The 16,912-nt window shown below is 44.1% G+C and carries 19 protein-coding genes and 1 riboswitch; of the genes, 13 read left to right on the top strand and 6 right to left on the bottom strand.

Features of this window, described 5'->3' with window-relative positions:
• Positions 1-24 precede the first annotated feature (24 nt).
• Positions 25-954, bottom strand: a complete 930-nt coding sequence (locus tag M3152_RS08590; protein WP_251694731.1) for an alpha/beta hydrolase — start codon at positions 952-954, stop codon at positions 25-27.
• Between the two features lie 15 nt (positions 955-969).
• The gene (locus tag M3152_RS08585; RefSeq protein ID WP_251694730.1) at positions 970-1,872 is read right to left on the bottom strand and encodes a hydroxymethylglutaryl-CoA lyase; all 903 of its coding nucleotides are present in this window, start codon (positions 1,870-1,872) and stop codon (positions 970-972) included.
• A gap of 105 nt (positions 1,873-1,977) precedes the next feature.
• On the opposite strand from M3152_RS08585, the gene M3152_RS08580 reads away from it, so the two are divergent.
• The 4 genes from M3152_RS08580 to M3152_RS08565 all read left to right on the top strand — a co-directional run bounded on the left by M3152_RS08580 (position 1,978) and on the right by M3152_RS08565 (position 4,428).
• The gene (locus M3152_RS08580; RefSeq protein WP_316044294.1) at positions 1,978-3,165 is read left to right on the top strand and encodes an acetyl-CoA C-acetyltransferase; all 1,188 of its coding nucleotides are present in this window, start codon (positions 1,978-1,980) and stop codon (positions 3,163-3,165) included.
• A gap of 18 nt (positions 3,166-3,183) precedes the next feature.
• Positions 3,184-3,432 (top strand): YqkE family protein, encoded by a 249-nt coding sequence (locus tag M3152_RS08575; protein ID WP_251694728.1) that lies wholly within the window; start codon positions 3,184-3,186, stop codon positions 3,430-3,432.
• 120 nt (positions 3,433-3,552) lie between these two features.
• A complete protein-coding gene (locus M3152_RS08570) occupies positions 3,553-4,068 on the top strand; it encodes a YhcN/YlaJ family sporulation lipoprotein (protein ID WP_251694727.1) in 516 nt (171 codons plus the stop codon).
• A 201-nt stretch (positions 4,069-4,269) separates the two neighbouring features.
• Positions 4,270-4,428: an aspartyl-phosphate phosphatase Spo0E family protein gene (locus M3152_RS08565; protein WP_251694726.1), complete on the top strand. Its 159-nt coding sequence runs from the start codon at positions 4,270-4,272 to the stop codon at positions 4,426-4,428.
• Between the two features lie 38 nt (positions 4,429-4,466).
• Here M3152_RS08565 and M3152_RS08560 read toward each other — a convergent pair whose 3' ends face one another.
• The gene (locus M3152_RS08560) at positions 4,467-5,564 is read right to left on the bottom strand and encodes a branched-chain amino acid aminotransferase (RefSeq protein WP_251694725.1); all 1,098 of its coding nucleotides are present in this window, start codon (positions 5,562-5,564) and stop codon (positions 4,467-4,469) included.
• A gap of 197 nt (positions 5,565-5,761) precedes the next feature.
• On the opposite strand from M3152_RS08560, the gene M3152_RS08555 reads away from it, so the two are divergent.
• The 4 genes from M3152_RS08555 (at position 5,762) to M3152_RS08540 (ending at position 10,042) form a co-directional block, all read left to right on the top strand.
• The gene (locus M3152_RS08555; RefSeq protein ID WP_251694724.1) at positions 5,762-6,910 is read left to right on the top strand and encodes an NAD(P)/FAD-dependent oxidoreductase; all 1,149 of its coding nucleotides are present in this window, start codon (positions 5,762-5,764) and stop codon (positions 6,908-6,910) included.
• Between the two features lie 79 nt (positions 6,911-6,989).
• Positions 6,990-8,087, top strand: coding sequence for a carbohydrate kinase (locus M3152_RS08550; protein WP_251694723.1), 1,098 nt, complete (start codon positions 6,990-6,992; stop codon positions 8,085-8,087).
• The gene (locus M3152_RS08545) at positions 8,084-8,992 is read left to right on the top strand and encodes a pseudouridine-5'-phosphate glycosidase (protein WP_251694722.1); all 909 of its coding nucleotides are present in this window, start codon (positions 8,084-8,086) and stop codon (positions 8,990-8,992) included. Before M3152_RS08550 ends, M3152_RS08545 begins: the two co-directional genes overlap by 4 nt.
• A gap of 291 nt (positions 8,993-9,283) precedes the next feature.
• The gene (locus M3152_RS08540; protein WP_251694721.1) at positions 9,284-10,042 is read left to right on the top strand and encodes an exodeoxyribonuclease III; all 759 of its coding nucleotides are present in this window, start codon (positions 9,284-9,286) and stop codon (positions 10,040-10,042) included.
• Between the two features lie 85 nt (positions 10,043-10,127).
• On the opposite strand, the gene M3152_RS08535 is transcribed toward M3152_RS08540, so the two are convergent.
• Complete coding sequence (locus M3152_RS08535) at positions 10,128-10,430, bottom strand: KGG domain-containing protein (RefSeq protein WP_251694720.1); 303 nt, start codon at positions 10,428-10,430, stop codon at positions 10,128-10,130.
• A gap of 306 nt (positions 10,431-10,736) precedes the next feature.
• A riboswitch (purine riboswitch) is annotated at positions 10,737-10,838 on the top strand.
• A gap of 150 nt (positions 10,839-10,988) precedes the next feature.
• Here M3152_RS08535 and M3152_RS08530 point away from each other — a divergent pair.
• Positions 10,989-11,576, top strand: coding sequence for a xanthine phosphoribosyltransferase (locus M3152_RS08530; protein WP_251695293.1), 588 nt, complete (start codon positions 10,989-10,991; stop codon positions 11,574-11,576).
• Positions 11,573-12,871, top strand: coding sequence for a nucleobase:cation symporter-2 family protein (locus tag M3152_RS08525; protein ID WP_251694719.1), 1,299 nt, complete (start codon positions 11,573-11,575; stop codon positions 12,869-12,871). The genes M3152_RS08530 and M3152_RS08525 overlap by 4 nt, the downstream gene beginning before the upstream one ends.
• Before the next feature lie 56 nt (positions 12,872-12,927).
• Here the strand turns inward: M3152_RS08525 and M3152_RS08520 are convergent, their stop codons facing one another.
• Together M3152_RS08520 and M3152_RS08515 are read right to left on the bottom strand one after the other, a co-directional pair.
• Positions 12,928-13,173 carry a DNA primase gene (locus M3152_RS08520; RefSeq protein WP_251694718.1) on the bottom strand — a complete coding sequence of 82 codons (246 nt, stop codon included), beginning with the start codon at positions 13,171-13,173 and terminating at the stop codon, positions 12,928-12,930.
• Positions 13,174-13,276: 103 nt separating this feature from the next.
• Positions 13,277-14,179, bottom strand: coding sequence for an aldo/keto reductase (locus M3152_RS08515; RefSeq protein WP_251694717.1), 903 nt, complete (start codon positions 14,177-14,179; stop codon positions 13,277-13,279).
• Positions 14,180-14,283: 104 nt separating this feature from the next.
• Between M3152_RS08515 and M3152_RS08510 the strand changes: the two genes are divergently transcribed.
• The 3 genes from M3152_RS08510 to xerD all read left to right on the top strand — a co-directional run bounded on the left by M3152_RS08510 (position 14,284) and on the right by xerD (position 16,891).
• Positions 14,284-14,829 (top strand): NUDIX hydrolase, encoded by a 546-nt coding sequence (locus M3152_RS08510; RefSeq protein ID WP_251694716.1) that lies wholly within the window; start codon positions 14,284-14,286, stop codon positions 14,827-14,829.
• 652 nt (positions 14,830-15,481) lie between these two features.
• Positions 15,482-15,940, top strand: coding sequence for a Fur family transcriptional regulator (locus M3152_RS08505; RefSeq protein WP_251694715.1), 459 nt, complete (start codon positions 15,482-15,484; stop codon positions 15,938-15,940).
• 51 nt (positions 15,941-15,991) lie between these two features.
• On the top strand, positions 15,992-16,891 hold the full coding sequence (gene xerD / locus M3152_RS08500; protein WP_251694714.1) for a site-specific tyrosine recombinase XerD: 900 nt from the start codon (positions 15,992-15,994) through the stop codon (positions 16,889-16,891).
• Positions 16,892-16,912 lie beyond the last annotated feature (21 nt).

Below are 16,912 nucleotides of genomic sequence, written 5' to 3'. Positions count from 1 at the left end.
CTGGAAAGAGGTTTTTTTGTCATGTCATGAAGTCTGAAAACCGAAATTATGTAGGAAGTGCAAGACTTCCTGTTCGTATTCCTCTGGATTCTCATTGAATGACTTCGCATGGGCACCCTTATCGAATAGCTTTATCATCTTCTTGTCATCCTTCAACTCGTACAGTTCCTTCGTCATTTCCGGCAGAATGAAATCATCTTCCATACTATGGATGAACAGCATCGGTTTTTTAATGTTTACAATCGCTTCCCTCGGCGAAATGAGACCTGTCGTGTAGCCGTCTCTGATCTTCAGGAACAGATTGGCGGCCCGCAATGTCATTGACGACCGAAGAGGTGTGCTCGTACGCATGATATGAAGGATCTGCTCGGTGAAATCGGAGAATGGACAATCGACAATGTAAAAGTCTGCTTCATCTTCATACTCTCCCGCATATAGGATCGTCGTCGCAGCTCCCATCGATTCACCGTGGACGCCGAGCAATGCCCGGCTGCCAATCCGGTCGCGTACAGCGGAGACTAGTGCATTCAAGTCGACCTTTTCATAAAAACCGAAGCTTGTCGTCTTTCCCCCCGAATCCCCATGGCGGCGGTGATCGTAAATGACTGAATTGAATCCCAGCCGTTCAAATAATCGTGCATATTTAATCGAGTTGATCTTATTTTCCGTCACGCCATGGCAAATGATAACTGTCCTTGTCGTATCAAGCGGTTGTAAAAAAACCGCACGCAACGGGTAACCATTCGGGGAGTCCACCCAAAAATCCTCTTTCCGCACCGTTCCATACCAATGTTCATCAAACCTTTTGGCAATAATTTCTCGTTTTACAATCAAATCATGATCTTTCAGTTTCATGAACATCAAACGATTTGCCGCGTAAAAACCAAGAATTGTCAGAATGGCGGTGTATATGCTTCCAATAATGCCTGTTATATATAGGAAGCGCCGTTTCAATTAACTTCAACTCCTTCAGCAGCTGCGATTTTTGTACATTTTGTACATTCCTGTGACGATAGGATGCGAAACAAGAGGAGCAATCATTCCGACAGCTTCACAAATCTTTTCAACATTGACCCCCGTTTCAATCCCTAAGGAATCAAGCATATGGACAACATCTTCTGTCGCTACATTGCCTGTTGCGCCGGGTGCGAAAGGACAACCACCCAGGCCGCCAGCGGAAGTATCAAAACGGTCGATTCCTGCCTGTAATGCAGAAAAAATATTTGCGATTGCCATTTTCCGTGTATCGTGAAAATGAGCTGTCAAAAGAACTTCCGGAAATTGCTCTCTTAACAATGTGAACAGCTCGTAGCTTTCAACCGGATTTGCCATCCCGATCGTATCTGCTACGCTCAGTTCATCCACTCCGATCGAAACGAATCGTCTGCACAGGTTACTAACTTCCTCTCTCTCTATCTTCCCTTCATACGGACAATAAAACGCGGTTGAAATGCATGCCCTCACGAAAAGGCCATCTCTTTTCAATTTTGCGATGACAGGTTCAAGTGCGTCCATACTCTCAGCTGTCGTCCGGTTAATGTTCTTTTTATTGAAAGTATTGCTGACACCGACAAAGACGGCGATACTTTCCGCACCTGCCAGAGTAGCAAGATCAGCCCCTTTTTCATTTGGTGCCAATACAAATTGGCGTCCAATCTTCTCTGTTTTTGCTACAATGTTTTTTGCGTCAGCCATTTGTGGTACCCATTTTGGTGAAACAAAGGATGTTAGCTCCATTTCCTGGATTCCTGCAGCTTGCAATGAATGGATGAAATCCAATTTGTTTTTTTCATCTACATGATTCTTTTCATTTTGTAGGCCATCTCTTGGCCCGACCTCGATAATTGTAACGTTCTTTGGTAAAATGAACATATCATCCCTCCTCTTTATATTGTACTGAAGGGATGCGTTGAATGGAAACGAAGAATGAAGAAATCTCTGAATTTATGAAAATGCAAACAAGGGATAGGGGGAAACATTATGTCAAACGAAGTAGTGATTGTAAGCGCCGTACGTACGGCAATCGGGTCTTTTTTAGGATCTTTGAAGGACGTCTCCGCCTCAGAGCTCGGCGGAATTGTCATTAAGGAAGCACTTTCGCGTTCGGGAGTGAAGGCGGAAGATGTGGATGAAGTAATTATGGGGAATGTACTGCAAGCAGGTCTAGGTCAAAATCCGGCCCGGCAAGCGGCAATTAAAGGCGGACTTCCTGAAACGGTCCCTGCCATGACGATCAATAAAGTATGCGGTTCCGGCTTGAAAGCGGTTCATTTGGCTAGACAAGCGATACTTGCAGGTGATGCGGATATCGTCGTCGCAGGCGGGATGGAAAATATGAGCCAAGCACCATTTTTACTTCGCAATCCAAGGGAAGGCTTCAAGATGGGTGATCAGAAACTCGTCGACAGTATGATTTCTGACGGACTTTGGTGCGCATTCAATGACTATCATATGGGAATCACGGCGGAAAATCTTTGTGACCGCTATTCGATTACAAGGGAAGAACAAGATGCATTTTCGGCTGCTTCTCAAGAGAAGGCAGCAGCTGCGATTGAAAACGGCAAATTCAAAGATGAAATAATTCCTGTGGAAATTCCTCAACGTAAAGGCGATCCGATCGTGTTTGATACAGACGAATATGTAAAAGCAGGAACGACAACCGATAAATTAGGGAAATTACGTCCAGCATTTAAAAAGGACGGCAGTGTAACAGCAGGCAATGCTTCAGGCATTAATGATGGAGCAGCTGCGTTTGTCATTATGTCACGAGTGAAGGCGGAAGAACTCGGCATTGAACCGTTAGCAATCTTGACCGCTAACGCAAATGCAGGAGTCGATCCGTCAGTCATGGGCATCGGACCTGTGCAAGCAGTAAAAAATGTACTCAAAAAATCAGGAATGAATCTGGCTGATATCGACTTGATTGAAGCAAATGAAGCATTTGCGGCACAATCACTTGCAGTTGATCGCGAGCTGAAGTTCGATAAGGAAAAATTGAATGTCAACGGAGGCGCAATCGCTCTGGGCCATCCGATCGGCGCAAGCGGTGCGCGGATACTTGTCACGTTGTTGCATGAAATGAAGCGTCGCGATGCCAAAACGGGTCTTGCTACATTGTGCATCGGGGGCGGACAAGGCGTCGCCACAATCGTTCGACGTCCTTAAGGAAAGAAGGTGTACTGAATGGCAAAGAAAAAATCAAGGCCAGCAACTCCAATAAAACGCGAAGATGAAAAAGCGACGCTCTCTGAGACGCTTGATAATGATATATTAGTAAAATTGAAAGCCGCCAAGAAGGAAATGACGGCAAAAGCCGAGGCGGAAGAAGCGGAGCGTCAAGAGATGATTCGACGCGAACGTATCGAACGTGAGAAGAACAAAAGCTTTGCCGAGTTGCTCGATGAATTTGGGGATAACGGCACAAAATATTGAAATTTTGATTGCCGGGTGGTTTTGTCCATCCGGTTTTTCTTTATCTAAAAAGAAAAGTGACGAATAGAAGAGCGAATCTTACACACTCTATTGCTGACCATATGACAAGGAGTGAAAAGGATGAAAAAATTAGCGATTTCTCTCTCGTTGCTACTCATGCTTGCTATAGTTGGGTGTGCTAACAACAAGGACAATAACAACACGAATGGAAATACGACAAACGGCAATAACAATGCTTCGGAAAATACCGGTGTTGGAGAATCTGCTCAAGGAAACAATGATAATACGACCACTAACAACGGCCAATCAAAAGTGGAAGTGGCAGATGACGCAGCGGAAAAGATTACAGCGATGGAAGAAGTGTCAGCTGCAAACGTTCTTGTAACTGACCAAAATGCTTATGTCGGTGTCGCTTTAAAGGAAGGCGTTAACGAGAATGAAGATTTAAAAAAGAAGGTAGCCGATGAGGTCCGACGCATGCATAACGATTTCAACAATGTATACGTGTCGTTCAACCCGGATGTCGCCAAGCGTTTCACTGAATATGGAAATCAGCTCCGTGCAGGAGAACCGGCCGAAGGGTTCTTTGAAGAATTTACAACGAGTATTAATCGGATGTTCCCAGAAGCTAAATAAAAATTAAATAATCGTTTGATTACCATTTAAAGGTTTAAAGGACGACAGGAAGGGGTAGTTTATGCATACCTCTTCCTTTCTATTGTGACAAATCTGTGACAAGTGTTTTATTTCAAGAATTTAACACACAATTCGACATTTTTTTTAAACGGTCTACATTATGATAGGCAAAGGTAAAAAAATTGACGGAGGAAATGCGCGATGCGATTGATAGGAAAACAGCTTTTATCTTTTAAGATCCACATGAAAAGATCGAAGATGGTCAAGATAGCAAAAGACCGTGGATTTACTCATCCAGCAGTTGTAGCATGCAGCCAAGAATTGGATTCTTTACTGAATCGTTATCAAAATATAGCGTAAAGAAAGACATACCGCGATTTGTGGTATGTCTTTTCTTGTTACGCCAATTTTACAAGTTGGCTTTTCAATTCCACTATCCAATTGAATGGATCAGCTTCATGTCCAGCCTGAATGTTGGAAAGGGTGTCGAATAGACGCTTCGCCAATGGACCTGTTTCACAGTTGTTAACGACCATCTTGTAGCCATCCCAATTCAATTCACCGACAGGAGAGATGACAGCCGCCGTTCCTGTTCCGAAGACTTCCTCAAGCTTTCCTTCATTATAGGCTGCCCTAATTTCATCCATTCCTATTTTTCGTTCTGAAACAGGAATATCCCAATGCCGCAAAAGCTGCAAAATCGATTTCCGCGTAATTCCTTCCAAAATACTTCCGTTGATAGCAGGGGTAATGATTTCGCCATCAATTTTGAAGAAGATATTCATGCTTCCCACTTCTTCGACATATTTCCGTTCGACGCCGTCCAACCAGAGCACTTGTGAATAGCCCCGCTGATCTGCAACTTGCTGGGCTTTTAGGCCCGCCGCATAATTGCCTGCAGTTTTCGCGCCGCCTGTACCGCCTTTCACCGCTCTGACAAATTCGTTTTCTACAAGGATTTTTACCGGATGAATGCCTTCTTTATAATAGGAACCTACTGGAGATAGGATGATGAAGAACTGATATTTTCTCGCAGGAGCAACACCTAGGAATGCTTCATTTGCTATGACGAAAGGTCGTATGTACAAAGAGGTGCCTTCCAACGTCGGTATCCAGTCCTTTTCAATATGAATGAGCTGTGTCAATGCATTCAATGCTGCATCTTCATCGATTCGGGGCATACAAAGCCGATCCAATGAAAGATTAAGCCTTTTCATATTCTCCTCAGGACGGAATAACCGCACAGTACCATCTTCTGCTGAGCGATATGCTTTCATGCCTTCGAATACCGTTTGCCCGTAATGCAAGACGATGGAAGCAGGATCTAATGTGACTGGAGCGTAAGGGACTATTCGGTGGCTATGCCAACCTCTTCCTTCATCAAAATCCGCAACAAACATATGGTCGGTGAAACTTCTGCCGAATACGAGATGCTCGGGATTTGGCTTTTCTTTTTTAGAATCGCTTAGTTTAATCTGGATGGGTGTTCTTGTCATTCGGATCAAATCTCCTTATGAATAGTCTTAAAGACCATTTATTATTGAATAGAATAAGTATACTGCATTTTTAGAAAAATGGAAGAGTCAAGTTATTATATTATTGTTACGATTTTGAAAACGGTTACAAGTTGGCTTGATTGTATGTATGTTTTCCCGCTTGTACAATAGAACTAAAATAGAAAAAGGTGTTTGACATGGAACGGATCATTGTTATCGGTGGAGGAATTCTTGGCGCATCCACAGCTTATCACTTGGCAAAGCAGGGAGCGGAAGTGGTTCTCGTCGACCGAATTGACAAAGGACAGGCGACGGATGCGGCTGCCGGAATCATTTGCCCGTGGTTATCGCAGCGTAGAAATAAAGCTTGGTATGCTTTGGCAAAAGGAGGAGCATCCTATTATCCTGAAATGATTCTACGGTTGAAAGAAGATGGCGAGGGCGAAACTGGTTATCGGAAAGTCGGTGCGATCAGTTTGCATACGGAATGGGCTAAGCTTGAGAAGATGGAAGCACGCGCTTTGGAGAGAAGGGAAGAAGCTCCTGAAATAGGGGAAGTAACACTGTTGCATGAACGTGCAACATCAACTCTGTTCCCTCTTTTAGAAGAAGGTTTCTCATCTGTACACGTAGAAGGAGCTGCTCGGGTCGATGGCAGGGCGCTGAGAAAGGCACTGCTCAATGCTTCTGAAAAAAACGGAGCCACCCTTATACATGGCTCCGCAACGCTTGCTGTAGAAGAAGGAAAGGTTGCAGGCATCTATGTCAACCGGGAATTGATATTGGCATCGAAAGTGATTATTGCGGCTGGTGCGTGGGCTGGTGAATTATTGAAACCGCTCAAGTTGAATGTACAGGTTACCGGGCAAAAGGCGCAAATCGTCCATTTACATATGTACGGGCATGACACATCCCGTTGGCCGGTCATCATGCCTACAACCGATCAATATATTTTGCCGTCAGATAATGGGAAAGTGATCGTTGGGGCAACTCATGAAGATGAGGTGGATGCGGACATAATGGGTAACCCGACAGCTGGTGGTATTCATGAGGTACTGGATAAAGCTTTGAAAGTGGCACCTGGTTTGAAGGAAGCAATATTTGAAGAAGTTCGTGTCGGTGTTCGGCCGTTCACACCAGGTTTCCTGCCTGTCATCGGGGAAGTGCCGGGCTATCCTGAGCTGCTATTTGCAAACGGTTTAGGTGCTTCAGGACTAACGGTCGGTCCGTATCTCGGAAAGCAGCTGGCGAGTATTGCTATTGGGAATAAAGTCGATATCGACCTATCTTTGTATGAAATCGAAAAAGCAATAAGTGTGCAAGATGATGACGAGTTGGAAATGTAACTGAACAAGTACTATTTTTTTGTTGCAATCGGCCAAACAAAAGTTTACAATTAAAACAAATGTTTAAAGGGTGATGGAATTGAATGAAAAGGAAAGGGCTGTTCTTGACTTAATTCGAGCCAACCCTTATTTATCACAACAGGAAATGGCGGATGCCCTCCGAGTTTCCAGACCGTCCTTGGCGAATATCATTTCCGGTTTAATTAAACAGGGAAGGATTTCAGGACGGGCATATATTCTTCCCGAAGAAAAGGAAATCATTTGCATAGGTGGAGCGAACATAGACCGGAAATTCCACATAAATGAAGAAACACAACTTGGAACTTCCAATCCGGCCTCCATGACAGTTTCAGTTGGGGGCGTTGCCCGAAATATTGCGGAGAATTTAGGTCGGCTCGACCACAATGTCCGGCTTCTAACGGTTGCAGGAAATGATAGTGACTGGGACGTGATTGTACGGGAATCATCTTCGCATATGGATGTAACGGACGTTGGTCAATTGATCGGGAAATCAACTGGTTCCTATTCGGCTGTATTGGATCACGACGGAGAGCTTGTCATAGCTTTGGCGAATATGGAAATCTATGATTATTTGACCCCAGTCTACTTGGAAGAAAAATCGAGAGTGATCTCAAACGCTGCGATGATTATTATCGATTTGAACTGTCCGAAGGAATCCGTCGATTATATAAAAAAACTGGCGAGCCAAAAAGGAAATCCACTCGTTATCATTCCTGTCTCTTCACCGAAAATGAACAGGATGCCGAGTGATCTGAAAGGTGTCACATGGTTCATCTGCAATCAGGATGAAGCGGAGACGTACACAGGCCGGTCGATTGACAATGACGGGGATTGGAAGAAAGCTGTCCAGGAATTGCTTGCGTTTGGCGCTGAAAATGTCGTCGTCACTTCTGGGTCGAGAGGAATCATGGCTGCGAGTGCGGGCGAAGAACCGATTCACTTCCCTGCAGTGGAAGACGTGCATGTTGAGGATGTAACTGGTGCAGGGGATGCATTCGTATCTGGATTGCTTCATGGACATTTGATAGGGGAAACATTAAACGAAAATGTCCGTATGGGATTGTTAAATGCGGCCAAAACGTTGGAAAGCTCCTTTACAGTAAGACCTGAACTGACAAAAGAACTTCTCAAAAAAGAATTGGAGGAATTACAATGAAACAATATCTAACGTATTCAAACGAAGTGCAAGAAGCTATGGCGGCAGGAAAACCGATTGTCGCTTTGGAATCCACAATCATTTCACACGGAATGCCGTATCCGCAAAACGTGAAAACTGCCCGCGAAGTAGAGCAAATCATCCGCGATAACGGGGCTGTTCCTGCGACAATCGCCATCATCGATGGGAAAATTAAAATCGGCCTTTCTGACGAAGAGCTTGAGATGTTCGGAAATAGCCAAGGCGTCGCAAAAGCATCGAGAAGGGATCTTGCGTACTTAATCGCTACGAAGCAGCTAGGAGCGACTACAGTTGCCGCTACGATGATCTGTGCAGCACTTGCAGACATCAAAATTTTCGTAACTGGTGGAATCGGTGGCGTCCATCGAGGTGCTGAAACGACAATGGATATTTCTGCAGATTTGGAAGAGCTTGCGCAAACAGATGTTGCTGTCATTTGTGCTGGTGCAAAATCCATCCTTGACCTTGGCTTGACGCTTGAGTATTTGGAAACGAACGGCGTTCCAGTTGTCGGTTACGGCACAGATGTCCTTCCAGCATTCTTTACACGCGAGAGTGATTTCGGACTGAATATCCGTGCTGACAAACCGGAGACGGTCGCTGACATGCTTCGCGTAAAATGGGACCTCGGATTGAAAGGCGGCGCAGTCATCGCTAACCCAATTCCGGAAGCTGATGCAATGGACAAGTCGTTTATTGACGGCATCATCGAAGCTGCGCTTAAAGAAGCGGAAGAGCTTCACATCGCCGGGAAAGACGTTACACCATTCATGTTAGGCAAAGTGAAAGACCTGACAGAAGGCCGCAGCCTAGATGCGAATATCGCATTAGTGAAAAACAATGCAGTTGTCGGTGCACAAATTGCAGTTGCATTGAATGCATAATAATATAATCATGTATAGAAGCTGTCCGGGAAGTCGTCCGGACAGCTCTTTTTGTCACGGGCGGCCATAACGAGAACTCTTCCAACAAGAATGAGAACTTTTGATACGTTAACGAGAACTCTGAGCGACTTAACGAGAACTATTCAAGGTTGAACGAGAACTTTTCATGGAAAAACGAGCACTCCAAAAGACTTAACGAGAACTCCTCGCGTATCCTGCAGCTATTATTCTTTGAGGATACTCCCTTTTTTAGTACAATGAAAAGTATTGTGTGATGAAGGAGTTTTTAGCATGAAACTGATCTCATGGAATGTCAATGGGTTACGAGCTTGCGTCCGGAAAGGGTTTCTGGATTATTTCAAAGACCAGGATGCCGATATATTCTGCATCCAGGAGACGAAACTGCAAAGCGGTCAGATCGAGCTTGAGCTAGAAGGGTACCATCAGTACTGGAACTATGCAATGAAAAAAGGCTATTCGGGTACCGCCGTCTTCACGAAAGAAGAGCCGATTGCCGTAACATATGGAGTAGGGGATTCAGAAACTGAAGATGAAGGCCGGATTTTAACGCTGGAATTCCCTCAATTTTACTTGGTGAATGTGTACGCGCCAAATGCGCAACGGGATTTGGCCCGCCTTCCTGTACGGTTGGATTGGGAAAGTAGAATGAGGGAGTACCTGATTCAATTGAAAAACAAAAAATCTGTCATCCTTTGTGGAGATTTAAATGTTGCCCATCAAGATATTGATATACGTAACTTCAAATCGAACGTCGGAAATTCAGGCTTCACAATTGAGGAAAGAGGAGAATTTACGGCATTACTAGATAAAGGGTTCATTGATACATACCGTCAATTGAACCCCGAAGTCGAAGGCGCTTACACATGGTGGTCCTATATGCGAGATGTGAGAGCTAGGAATATCGGTTGGCGGATCGACTATTTCCTCATATCGGATTGTCTGCTGCCGTCTTTGAAAACAGCGGATATTCATGCCGAGGTGATGGGAAGTGACCATTGTCCGATCGTTCTAGAGATGGATATTATGTAAAAATCGACAAAGCAGCTGGAAGCGGTTGATGAAAAACCGCATCCAGCTGCTTTGTTCATATTGTTATTGGAGAGCTAATCATCCATTAACGGTTGCTATTGTTGTTATCGTTTTGTTGAGCGCGGGCTTCTCCGCCTTTTCTGCCGATCTCTTCATAGAAATCTCTATCATGATTTTTCGCGGTAGCTTCTCCGCCTTTGCGTCCGATTTCCTCATAGAAATCTCTGTCATGATTTTGTGCTGTGGCTTCTCCGCCTTTACGTCCAATTTTTTCATAGAAATCTCTGTCATGGTTTCTTGCAGTAGCTTCTCCGCCTTTACGTCCAGCTTCTTCCAAAGACATTTTCGCGCGATTGTTGTTAGAGTTGTTATTGTTGTTTTTAGCCATAATAAATATCTCTCCTATTCGTTGATATATTTGTAGTGGCCTACAGTCCATCTATAACCCTGAAAGTTGAATGATAAACTAGATTGCGAGGTAATTAATATTACTGAAATATTGTTAATTATGTTGAAATAATCGTTATAAATAAGTAAAATAAATAATATGAATTGTGAATTAACTACCAGATAAATCAATATTTAAGTAGATTATCCTTCTTTGTATCCTTTAAAGTATTTTCGTTCATAGATTTAACATATTTTAACGATAAAAAACCATTGTAACCTGTCCTATGCATGATATAATTAAAACCTAATTACTATAACATCCACTCATATAATCGCAGGGATATGGCCTGCAAGTTTCTACCGTTCCACCGTAAATGGATCGACTATGAGAAGCAAAGTAGAAAAAGTAACATGCATTTATGCATGCGGCTTTTTTATTCATTCGGTTAACTCAAACCCCGGATGACCTTGCTCCACTCATGTATTGAATGGATGCACGGTCATTGGGGGTTTTTTAATTCCTTCTGATCGTGAATGAAAAAGGAGGAGCATCATGTTGAAGCAGCTACAGGAGAAAATCATGCAGGATGGGAAAGTGCTTTCCGATCAAGTATTAAAAGTGGATTCGTTTTTGAATCATCAAATCGATCCTCCGCTTATGAAAGCGGTCGGAGAGGAATTCGCAGAACGGTTCAAAGTGGACGGAGTGACAAAAGTGCTTTCCATTGAATCATCGGGAATTGCCCCTGCAATGATGACAGGCTTAGTACTCGGGGTACCTGCGATTTTTGCCCGTAAACGCAAATCATTGACGATGAGCGAAAATTTATATACAGCTGACGTTCATTCCTTCACGAAAAATGAAACGAATGAAATCTCCGTTTCTAAGGACTTCTTGAAAAAAGGGGACAAGGTTTTAGTCTTAGATGATTTCCTTGCCAATGGACAAGCAGTCCTCGGGCTTCTCGATATCGTAGAGCAGGCGGAAGCGGAACTCGTCGGTGTCGGCATCGTAATCGAAAAAGGCTTCCAGCCAGGGGGCGCAATGATCCGGGAAAAAGGGATTCGGGTTGAATCATTGGCAATTCTCGAATCGCTTGAAGATGGAAAAGTCGAATTCAGGGAAGAAGGTACTTCATTATGAAATCGGTCGTATTAGGTTTTCAACATTTACTTGCCATGTATGCGGGTGCGATTCTTGTCCCGCTAATTGTAGGACAGGCAATCGGCTTAACTTCTACTCAATTGACATACCTTGTATCCATCGATATTCTCATGTGCGGAATCGCGACAATTCTGCAAATCATGAACAATAAATTTTTCGGAATTGGGTTGCCTGTCGTGCTCGGATGTACGTTCACGGCGGTCGGTCCGATGATTTCCATCGGCGGCAACTATGGAATTTCAGCGATTTATGGGGCGGTCATCGCTTCTGGATTAATCATCGTTCTTATCAGTACGTTTTTCGGCAAGCTGATCAAGTTCTTCCCACCAGTCGTGACGGGTTCAGTCGTAACGATTATCGGAATCACGTTAATACCCGTTGCTTTGAATAATATGGGTGGGGGATTCGGCGTTCCGGATTTCGGCTCAAGCACGAACATCCTTCTTTCCTTTGGAACGCTTCTAAGCATCATTCTTCTATACCGTTTTACAACCGGTTTCCTTCGATCCATTTCGATTCTGCTCGGAATGGCTGCAGGCACAGTAGCGGCAATGATGTTTGGCATTGTAGATTTCGGTGCAGTGAAAGAGGCTTCAGCCTTCCATTTACTAACTCCTTTTTATCTTGCAACACCGACATTCCATCTCGTTCCAATCTTAACGATGACGTTGGTCGCAATGGTTTCATTGGTAGAATCCACTGGCGTATATTTTGCATTAAGCGATATTACTGAGAAGGAAATCACTGAGAAAGACTTGGAGAAGGGGTATCGCTCCGAAGGATTGGCTTCATTGATCGGTGGGATTTTCAACGCCTTCCCATATACGACATTTTCACAAAACGTCGGTTTAGTGCAAATGTCCGGTGTCAAATCACGCAAAGTCATTTTAATCACAGCCATCATGCTCGTCTCATTGGGCTTTATGCCGAAAATCGCTGCGATGGCAACCGTCATCCCGACATCCGTATTGGGCGGCGCAATGGTCGCAATGTTCGGCATGGTCATTTCACAAGGGATTAAAATGTTAAGCAAAGTAGTAGGCGAATCTCAGGAAAACGCTATGATCATCGCTTGTTCAGTAGGCCTAGGCCTTGGCGTTTCCGTCGTTCCAGACATTTTCGCTAGTCTTCCTGCAAGCATCCAAATGTTAACGAGCAATGGCATCGTAGCCGGAAGCTTGACAGCAATTGTGTTAAATATCATGTTTAATATGCTTCCTTCGAAAAAGCGCAAGAAAGTAGCACAGGTACAGTTAACAGAGCAAGAAGTATGAGCTAGTATATAACAAAAAAACGAGACTCCAATTCAGAGTCTCGTTTTTTCATTCGCTTATTTGCTGTCGTCAGTATCTGTGTCAGTATCCAAGTCTGCATCAGTATCTGTACCGTCATCTACATCAAGGTCGACATTTGTATCTGTTCCGTCGTTAACGCCGTCATCTACTTCAGCTGGTGGATTATTCACATCTACGTCCGTATCATCGTCGCCATCACCGCATGCTGCGAGTAGTCCGACGGAAAGGAATGTTGCTGCTCCAAGCTTCAACCATTTTTTGTCTTCTGTAAGTAGTTTCAATGAAATCTCCTCCAAGGTGTAATCATTAATTGTTGCCTACTTGTTAGATACCCGTGAAGGAGTTTCCTAATCATTACAGATTTATTACAACAATATTACGGACTCATAACCGGTGCTGTTCGTATTGATGTACTTCAGTTAGTTGCGCAATGGAGGCTATTTCGGATTGCTCGGCTTTCTTCTCATACGCTAAGATTGAATCGAGAAGCTGATCCTTGGAGCTGGCACCGATCAACGCGGAAGCTACTACATTTTCTTTTAGGTTGAATGCTAGGGCGAGCGCATGCAGATCGTTGGCAGTTTCATGCAATTCGCCGACTGTCCTCTTCAAGTCTTCAGCATCATACGCAACAAAGCCGTCCATCTTACTAACTCGAGAAGGGGCTTCATCCGTCAAAAGCCCTTTTGCCAATGTACCCCGAGTGATGACGGACGCTCCCGCTTCACGAATCATCGGGAACCATTCCTCCGGCCGTCGATCTAGCAGGCTGTATTGCATCATGATGGAAACGGCAGAGCTGTTCGATAAAAAGCGTTCGATGACATTCGGTCGGATGGATGAAATGCCGTACTGCCGGATGACCCCTTCCTTTTTCAATGCTTCAAACGCTTCAATTGTTTCCGTTGCATCATCCTCCATCGTACCGCCATGCAATTGATAAAGGTCGATGTAGTCAGTGCCAAGACGTCTGAGACTGTCCTTCACGGCTTCCATTATATAAGCTTTCGAAGCATCCCAGCGCCATCCATCTTCGCCTGGGACCATCCGGTTTCCGACCTTAGTCGCTAAAATAATATCGTCACGTCTGCCTTTCAACGCCTCACCGAGAAGCGATTCATTTTTGCCGGCAGCATATAAGTCTGCTGTGTCAAAGAAGTTGATACCGGCGTGTATCGCCATGTCAACTATGCTTTTCACTTCTTCCAAGTCGTCTGGGAATGACATGCACCCGAGTCCTAATTCAGATACATAAATCCCGCTATTTCCAATCTCTCGTTTTTTCATTGGCGCACCTCCGTAATTGTTTTCATCTACTTTAAATAAACTGTACAATGTAGAAGTTAATAGGGAAAGTTTGTTGCTTAAGTTGATAAAAGGAGAGTGACGTAATGAATCGTTTTGAAGAAAAGACTGTTGCATCCGAAAGAATATTTGAAGGAAAAATCATTTCCCTTCGTGTAGACGAAGTCGAACTACCCGACGGCAAGCGGGCGAAAAGGGAGCTCATCGATCATCCAGGTGCCGTTGCCATCATCGCCATCACCGATGAGGAAAAAATGGTTCTTGTCGAGCAATATCGAAAGGCATTAAATCGATCCATCATTGAAATTCCAGCCGGAAAGATCGAGCCTGGAGAAGATATCAGGGTCACAGCGCTTCGTGAATTGGAAGAAGAGACCGGCTACGGAGCTAATCAATTTGAATACCTACAATCATTCGCAACATCTCCCGGATTTGCAAACGAAATCATTCATATTTTCGTAGCGCAAGAACTATATACAATAGACAAGCCTGCTGCAGGGGATGAAGACGAGTTCATTGAGCTAATAGAATGTACGATCGAAGAAGCGGAAGAGATGGTGCTGGATCAACGGATTTTCGACGCCAAAACAGCTTTCGCGATCCTTCACGCAAAAAGACTTTTAAATAATTGAGCTATTTTGGAACGGACAAGCATACGTTATAGAAACGATGCGGAGGTGAAGCCTATGGTCCGTTCCTTATCTTTTATCCATCTATTTATCATACTAGCCGTCGGATATATCGGCGGGGCATTGTTGTTCAGGGAAATCCCAATAGAAGCATCCGAAAGATGGATCGGCTTTTTCGATCCACGAGTTATTTCAACTTCCGATGGGTCCGCATGGAGACCCTTTATAACATTGCTGTTATTTTTTGTAGTGACATTCCTTCTATCTGTGAATAGCAAAACAAGACATGCCATATTATTTTTTGGTGCAATCAAATGTGTTATATTCGGATTGTCATCGTCCTTTCTCCTTTATTCGGGAATGAAAATATGGCAATACACAATTTGGTGGTTCCCTTTCCAATTTATTTCTTGTCTGCTATTCCTGATTTATTGTGTTGTTTTGAGCCCTCCTTATTTCAACAGAGTATCGAGGAAAGCGCGGAATTTACAAGGGGTTCCCGTGTTGGCGGGAATGGCATTCTTCATTTTTTTAGTAGAGATTACGATCTTTCATTTTCTAGTTCGCTAACCGATTGGAAGTCTACTATTTCCTTTCTGTTGTAACAAAGATCGCCTCTTTGATATAATGGTCTCAGTGTTGAGGGGGGCGTCATATGGAGAGCCGGATTGAACGGATCAAAAAGCAATTGCATGGGGCCAGCTATAAGTTGACGCCTCAGCGGGAAGCTACGGTCTTGGTCCTTCTTGAGAATGAAGAAGATCATTTAAGTGCTGAAGATGTTTTTTTACTTGTCAAAGAGAAGGCACCGGAAATCGGCCTTGCCACTGTCTACCGGACATTGGAGCTGCTGACGGAGCTGAAGATTGTCGACAAGATTAATTTTGGTGATGGCGTCTCCCGTTATGATTTACGTCAGGAAGGGGCATCACGTTTTCACCATCATCTCATTTGCATTGAATGTGGAAAAGTCGCTGAAATACAGGAAGATCTATTAGGCGATGTCGAGAAGATTGTCGAAAGCCGATATGGATTTAATGTAAAAGACCATTGGTTGACCTTCCACGGAGTTTGCGAAAGTTGCAAATCCGCGGGAAATGACAGTAAAAAGTGAAATGGGGATGGCGCGAAGCTGTCCCTTTTTGTCATTGGAGGAGTGATTTGCATGGAGGATGCTAAGTTTGGATTGGAAGATTACATCCATTTTCTAAAAGTGGAACGGCAGCTGTCTCAAAACACGGTCACTTCCTATAAAAGAGACCTTTCCGATTATCTCCTTCAACTGGAAAAGGCAGGTGTCGGCTCGGTTGATGACATTGACCGTTCCGCGATTCTGCACTATTTGAATAGCATGAAAGAGCTAGGGAAATCGTCAAGGACCGTTGCGAGGCATATCTCTTCAATTCGTTCGTTTCATCAGTTCCTTTTACGGGAGAAAGTAACAACGAAAGACCCGACAGTCCATTTGGAAATGCCAAAGCTTGAACAAAAGCTACCCTCAGTCCTTTCCGTGAAAGAAGTGGACAAACTGATTTCCATGCCGGAAAGCAGCAAGCCACAAGGGATAAGGGACATTGCACTACTTGAATTGCTTTATGGATCCGGAATGCGTGTCAGTGAGCTGATCGGTTTGGACGTGGACGATATTCACATTTCCATGGGATTTGTACGTGTTTTCGGAAAAGGCGGAAAGGAAAGGATTATCCCGCTGGGCGGCGGTGCGATGAAAGCCTGTACAACTTACATACATGAAGCACGTCCTATATTCATCGCCAAAACGAAAGGGACAGATGCACTTTTTGTCAACATGAGAGGGAGTCGCTTGACTCGGCAAGGATGTTGGAAAATAATTAAAGGATATGCAATGGAAGCAGGTATACAAAAAGTACTGACTCCTCATATTTTGCGTCATTCTTTTGCGACCCATCTCATTGAGAATGGGGCGGATATACGTGCTGTCCAAGAAATGCTGGGACATGCCGACATCTCAACGACACAGATTTATACGCACGTCAGCAAAGCGAGATTAAAAGATGTTTATGTGAAGTTCCATCCGCGTGCTTGAAAACATGGTGGACTTTTTGGG

It is taken from the genome of Sporosarcina luteola, from assembly GCF_023715245.1.
GTDB lineage: Bacteria > Bacillota > Bacilli > Bacillales_A > Planococcaceae > Sporosarcina > Sporosarcina luteola_C.
This window is presented reverse-complemented; position numbering and strand designations above follow the sequence as displayed.

Coding starts and splice junctions, on each gene's coding strand:
- M3152_RS08565 (WP_251694726.1), top strand. CDS start 4,270: ATGCGATTGATAGGAAAACAGCTTTTATCTTTTAAGATCCACATGAAA.
- M3152_RS08560 (WP_251694725.1), bottom strand. CDS start 5,564: ATGACAAGAACACCCATCCAGATTAAACTAAGCGATTCTAAAAAAGAA.
- M3152_RS08525 (WP_251694719.1), top strand. CDS start 11,573: ATGAAATCGGTCGTATTAGGTTTTCAACATTTACTTGCCATGTATGCG.
- M3152_RS08570 (WP_251694727.1), top strand. CDS start 3,553: ATGAAAAAATTAGCGATTTCTCTCTCGTTGCTACTCATGCTTGCTATA.
- M3152_RS08555 (WP_251694724.1), top strand. CDS start 5,762: ATGGAACGGATCATTGTTATCGGTGGAGGAATTCTTGGCGCATCCACA.
- M3152_RS08545 (WP_251694722.1), top strand. CDS start 8,084: ATGAAACAATATCTAACGTATTCAAACGAAGTGCAAGAAGCTATGGCG.
- M3152_RS08585 (WP_251694730.1), bottom strand. CDS start 1,872: ATGTTCATTTTACCAAAGAACGTTACAATTATCGAGGTCGGGCCAAGA.
- M3152_RS08535 (WP_251694720.1), bottom strand. CDS start 10,430: ATGGCTAAAAACAACAATAACAACTCTAACAACAATCGCGCGAAAATG.
- M3152_RS08515 (WP_251694717.1), bottom strand. CDS start 14,179: ATGAAAAAACGAGAGATTGGAAATAGCGGGATTTATGTATCTGAATTA.
- M3152_RS08510 (WP_251694716.1), top strand. CDS start 14,284: ATGAATCGTTTTGAAGAAAAGACTGTTGCATCCGAAAGAATATTTGAA.
- M3152_RS08540 (WP_251694721.1), top strand. CDS start 9,284: ATGAAACTGATCTCATGGAATGTCAATGGGTTACGAGCTTGCGTCCGG.
- M3152_RS08505 (WP_251694715.1), top strand. CDS start 15,482: ATGGAGAGCCGGATTGAACGGATCAAAAAGCAATTGCATGGGGCCAGC.
- M3152_RS08575 (WP_251694728.1), top strand. CDS start 3,184: ATGGCAAAGAAAAAATCAAGGCCAGCAACTCCAATAAAACGCGAAGAT.
- xerD (WP_251694714.1), top strand. CDS start 15,992: ATGGAGGATGCTAAGTTTGGATTGGAAGATTACATCCATTTTCTAAAA.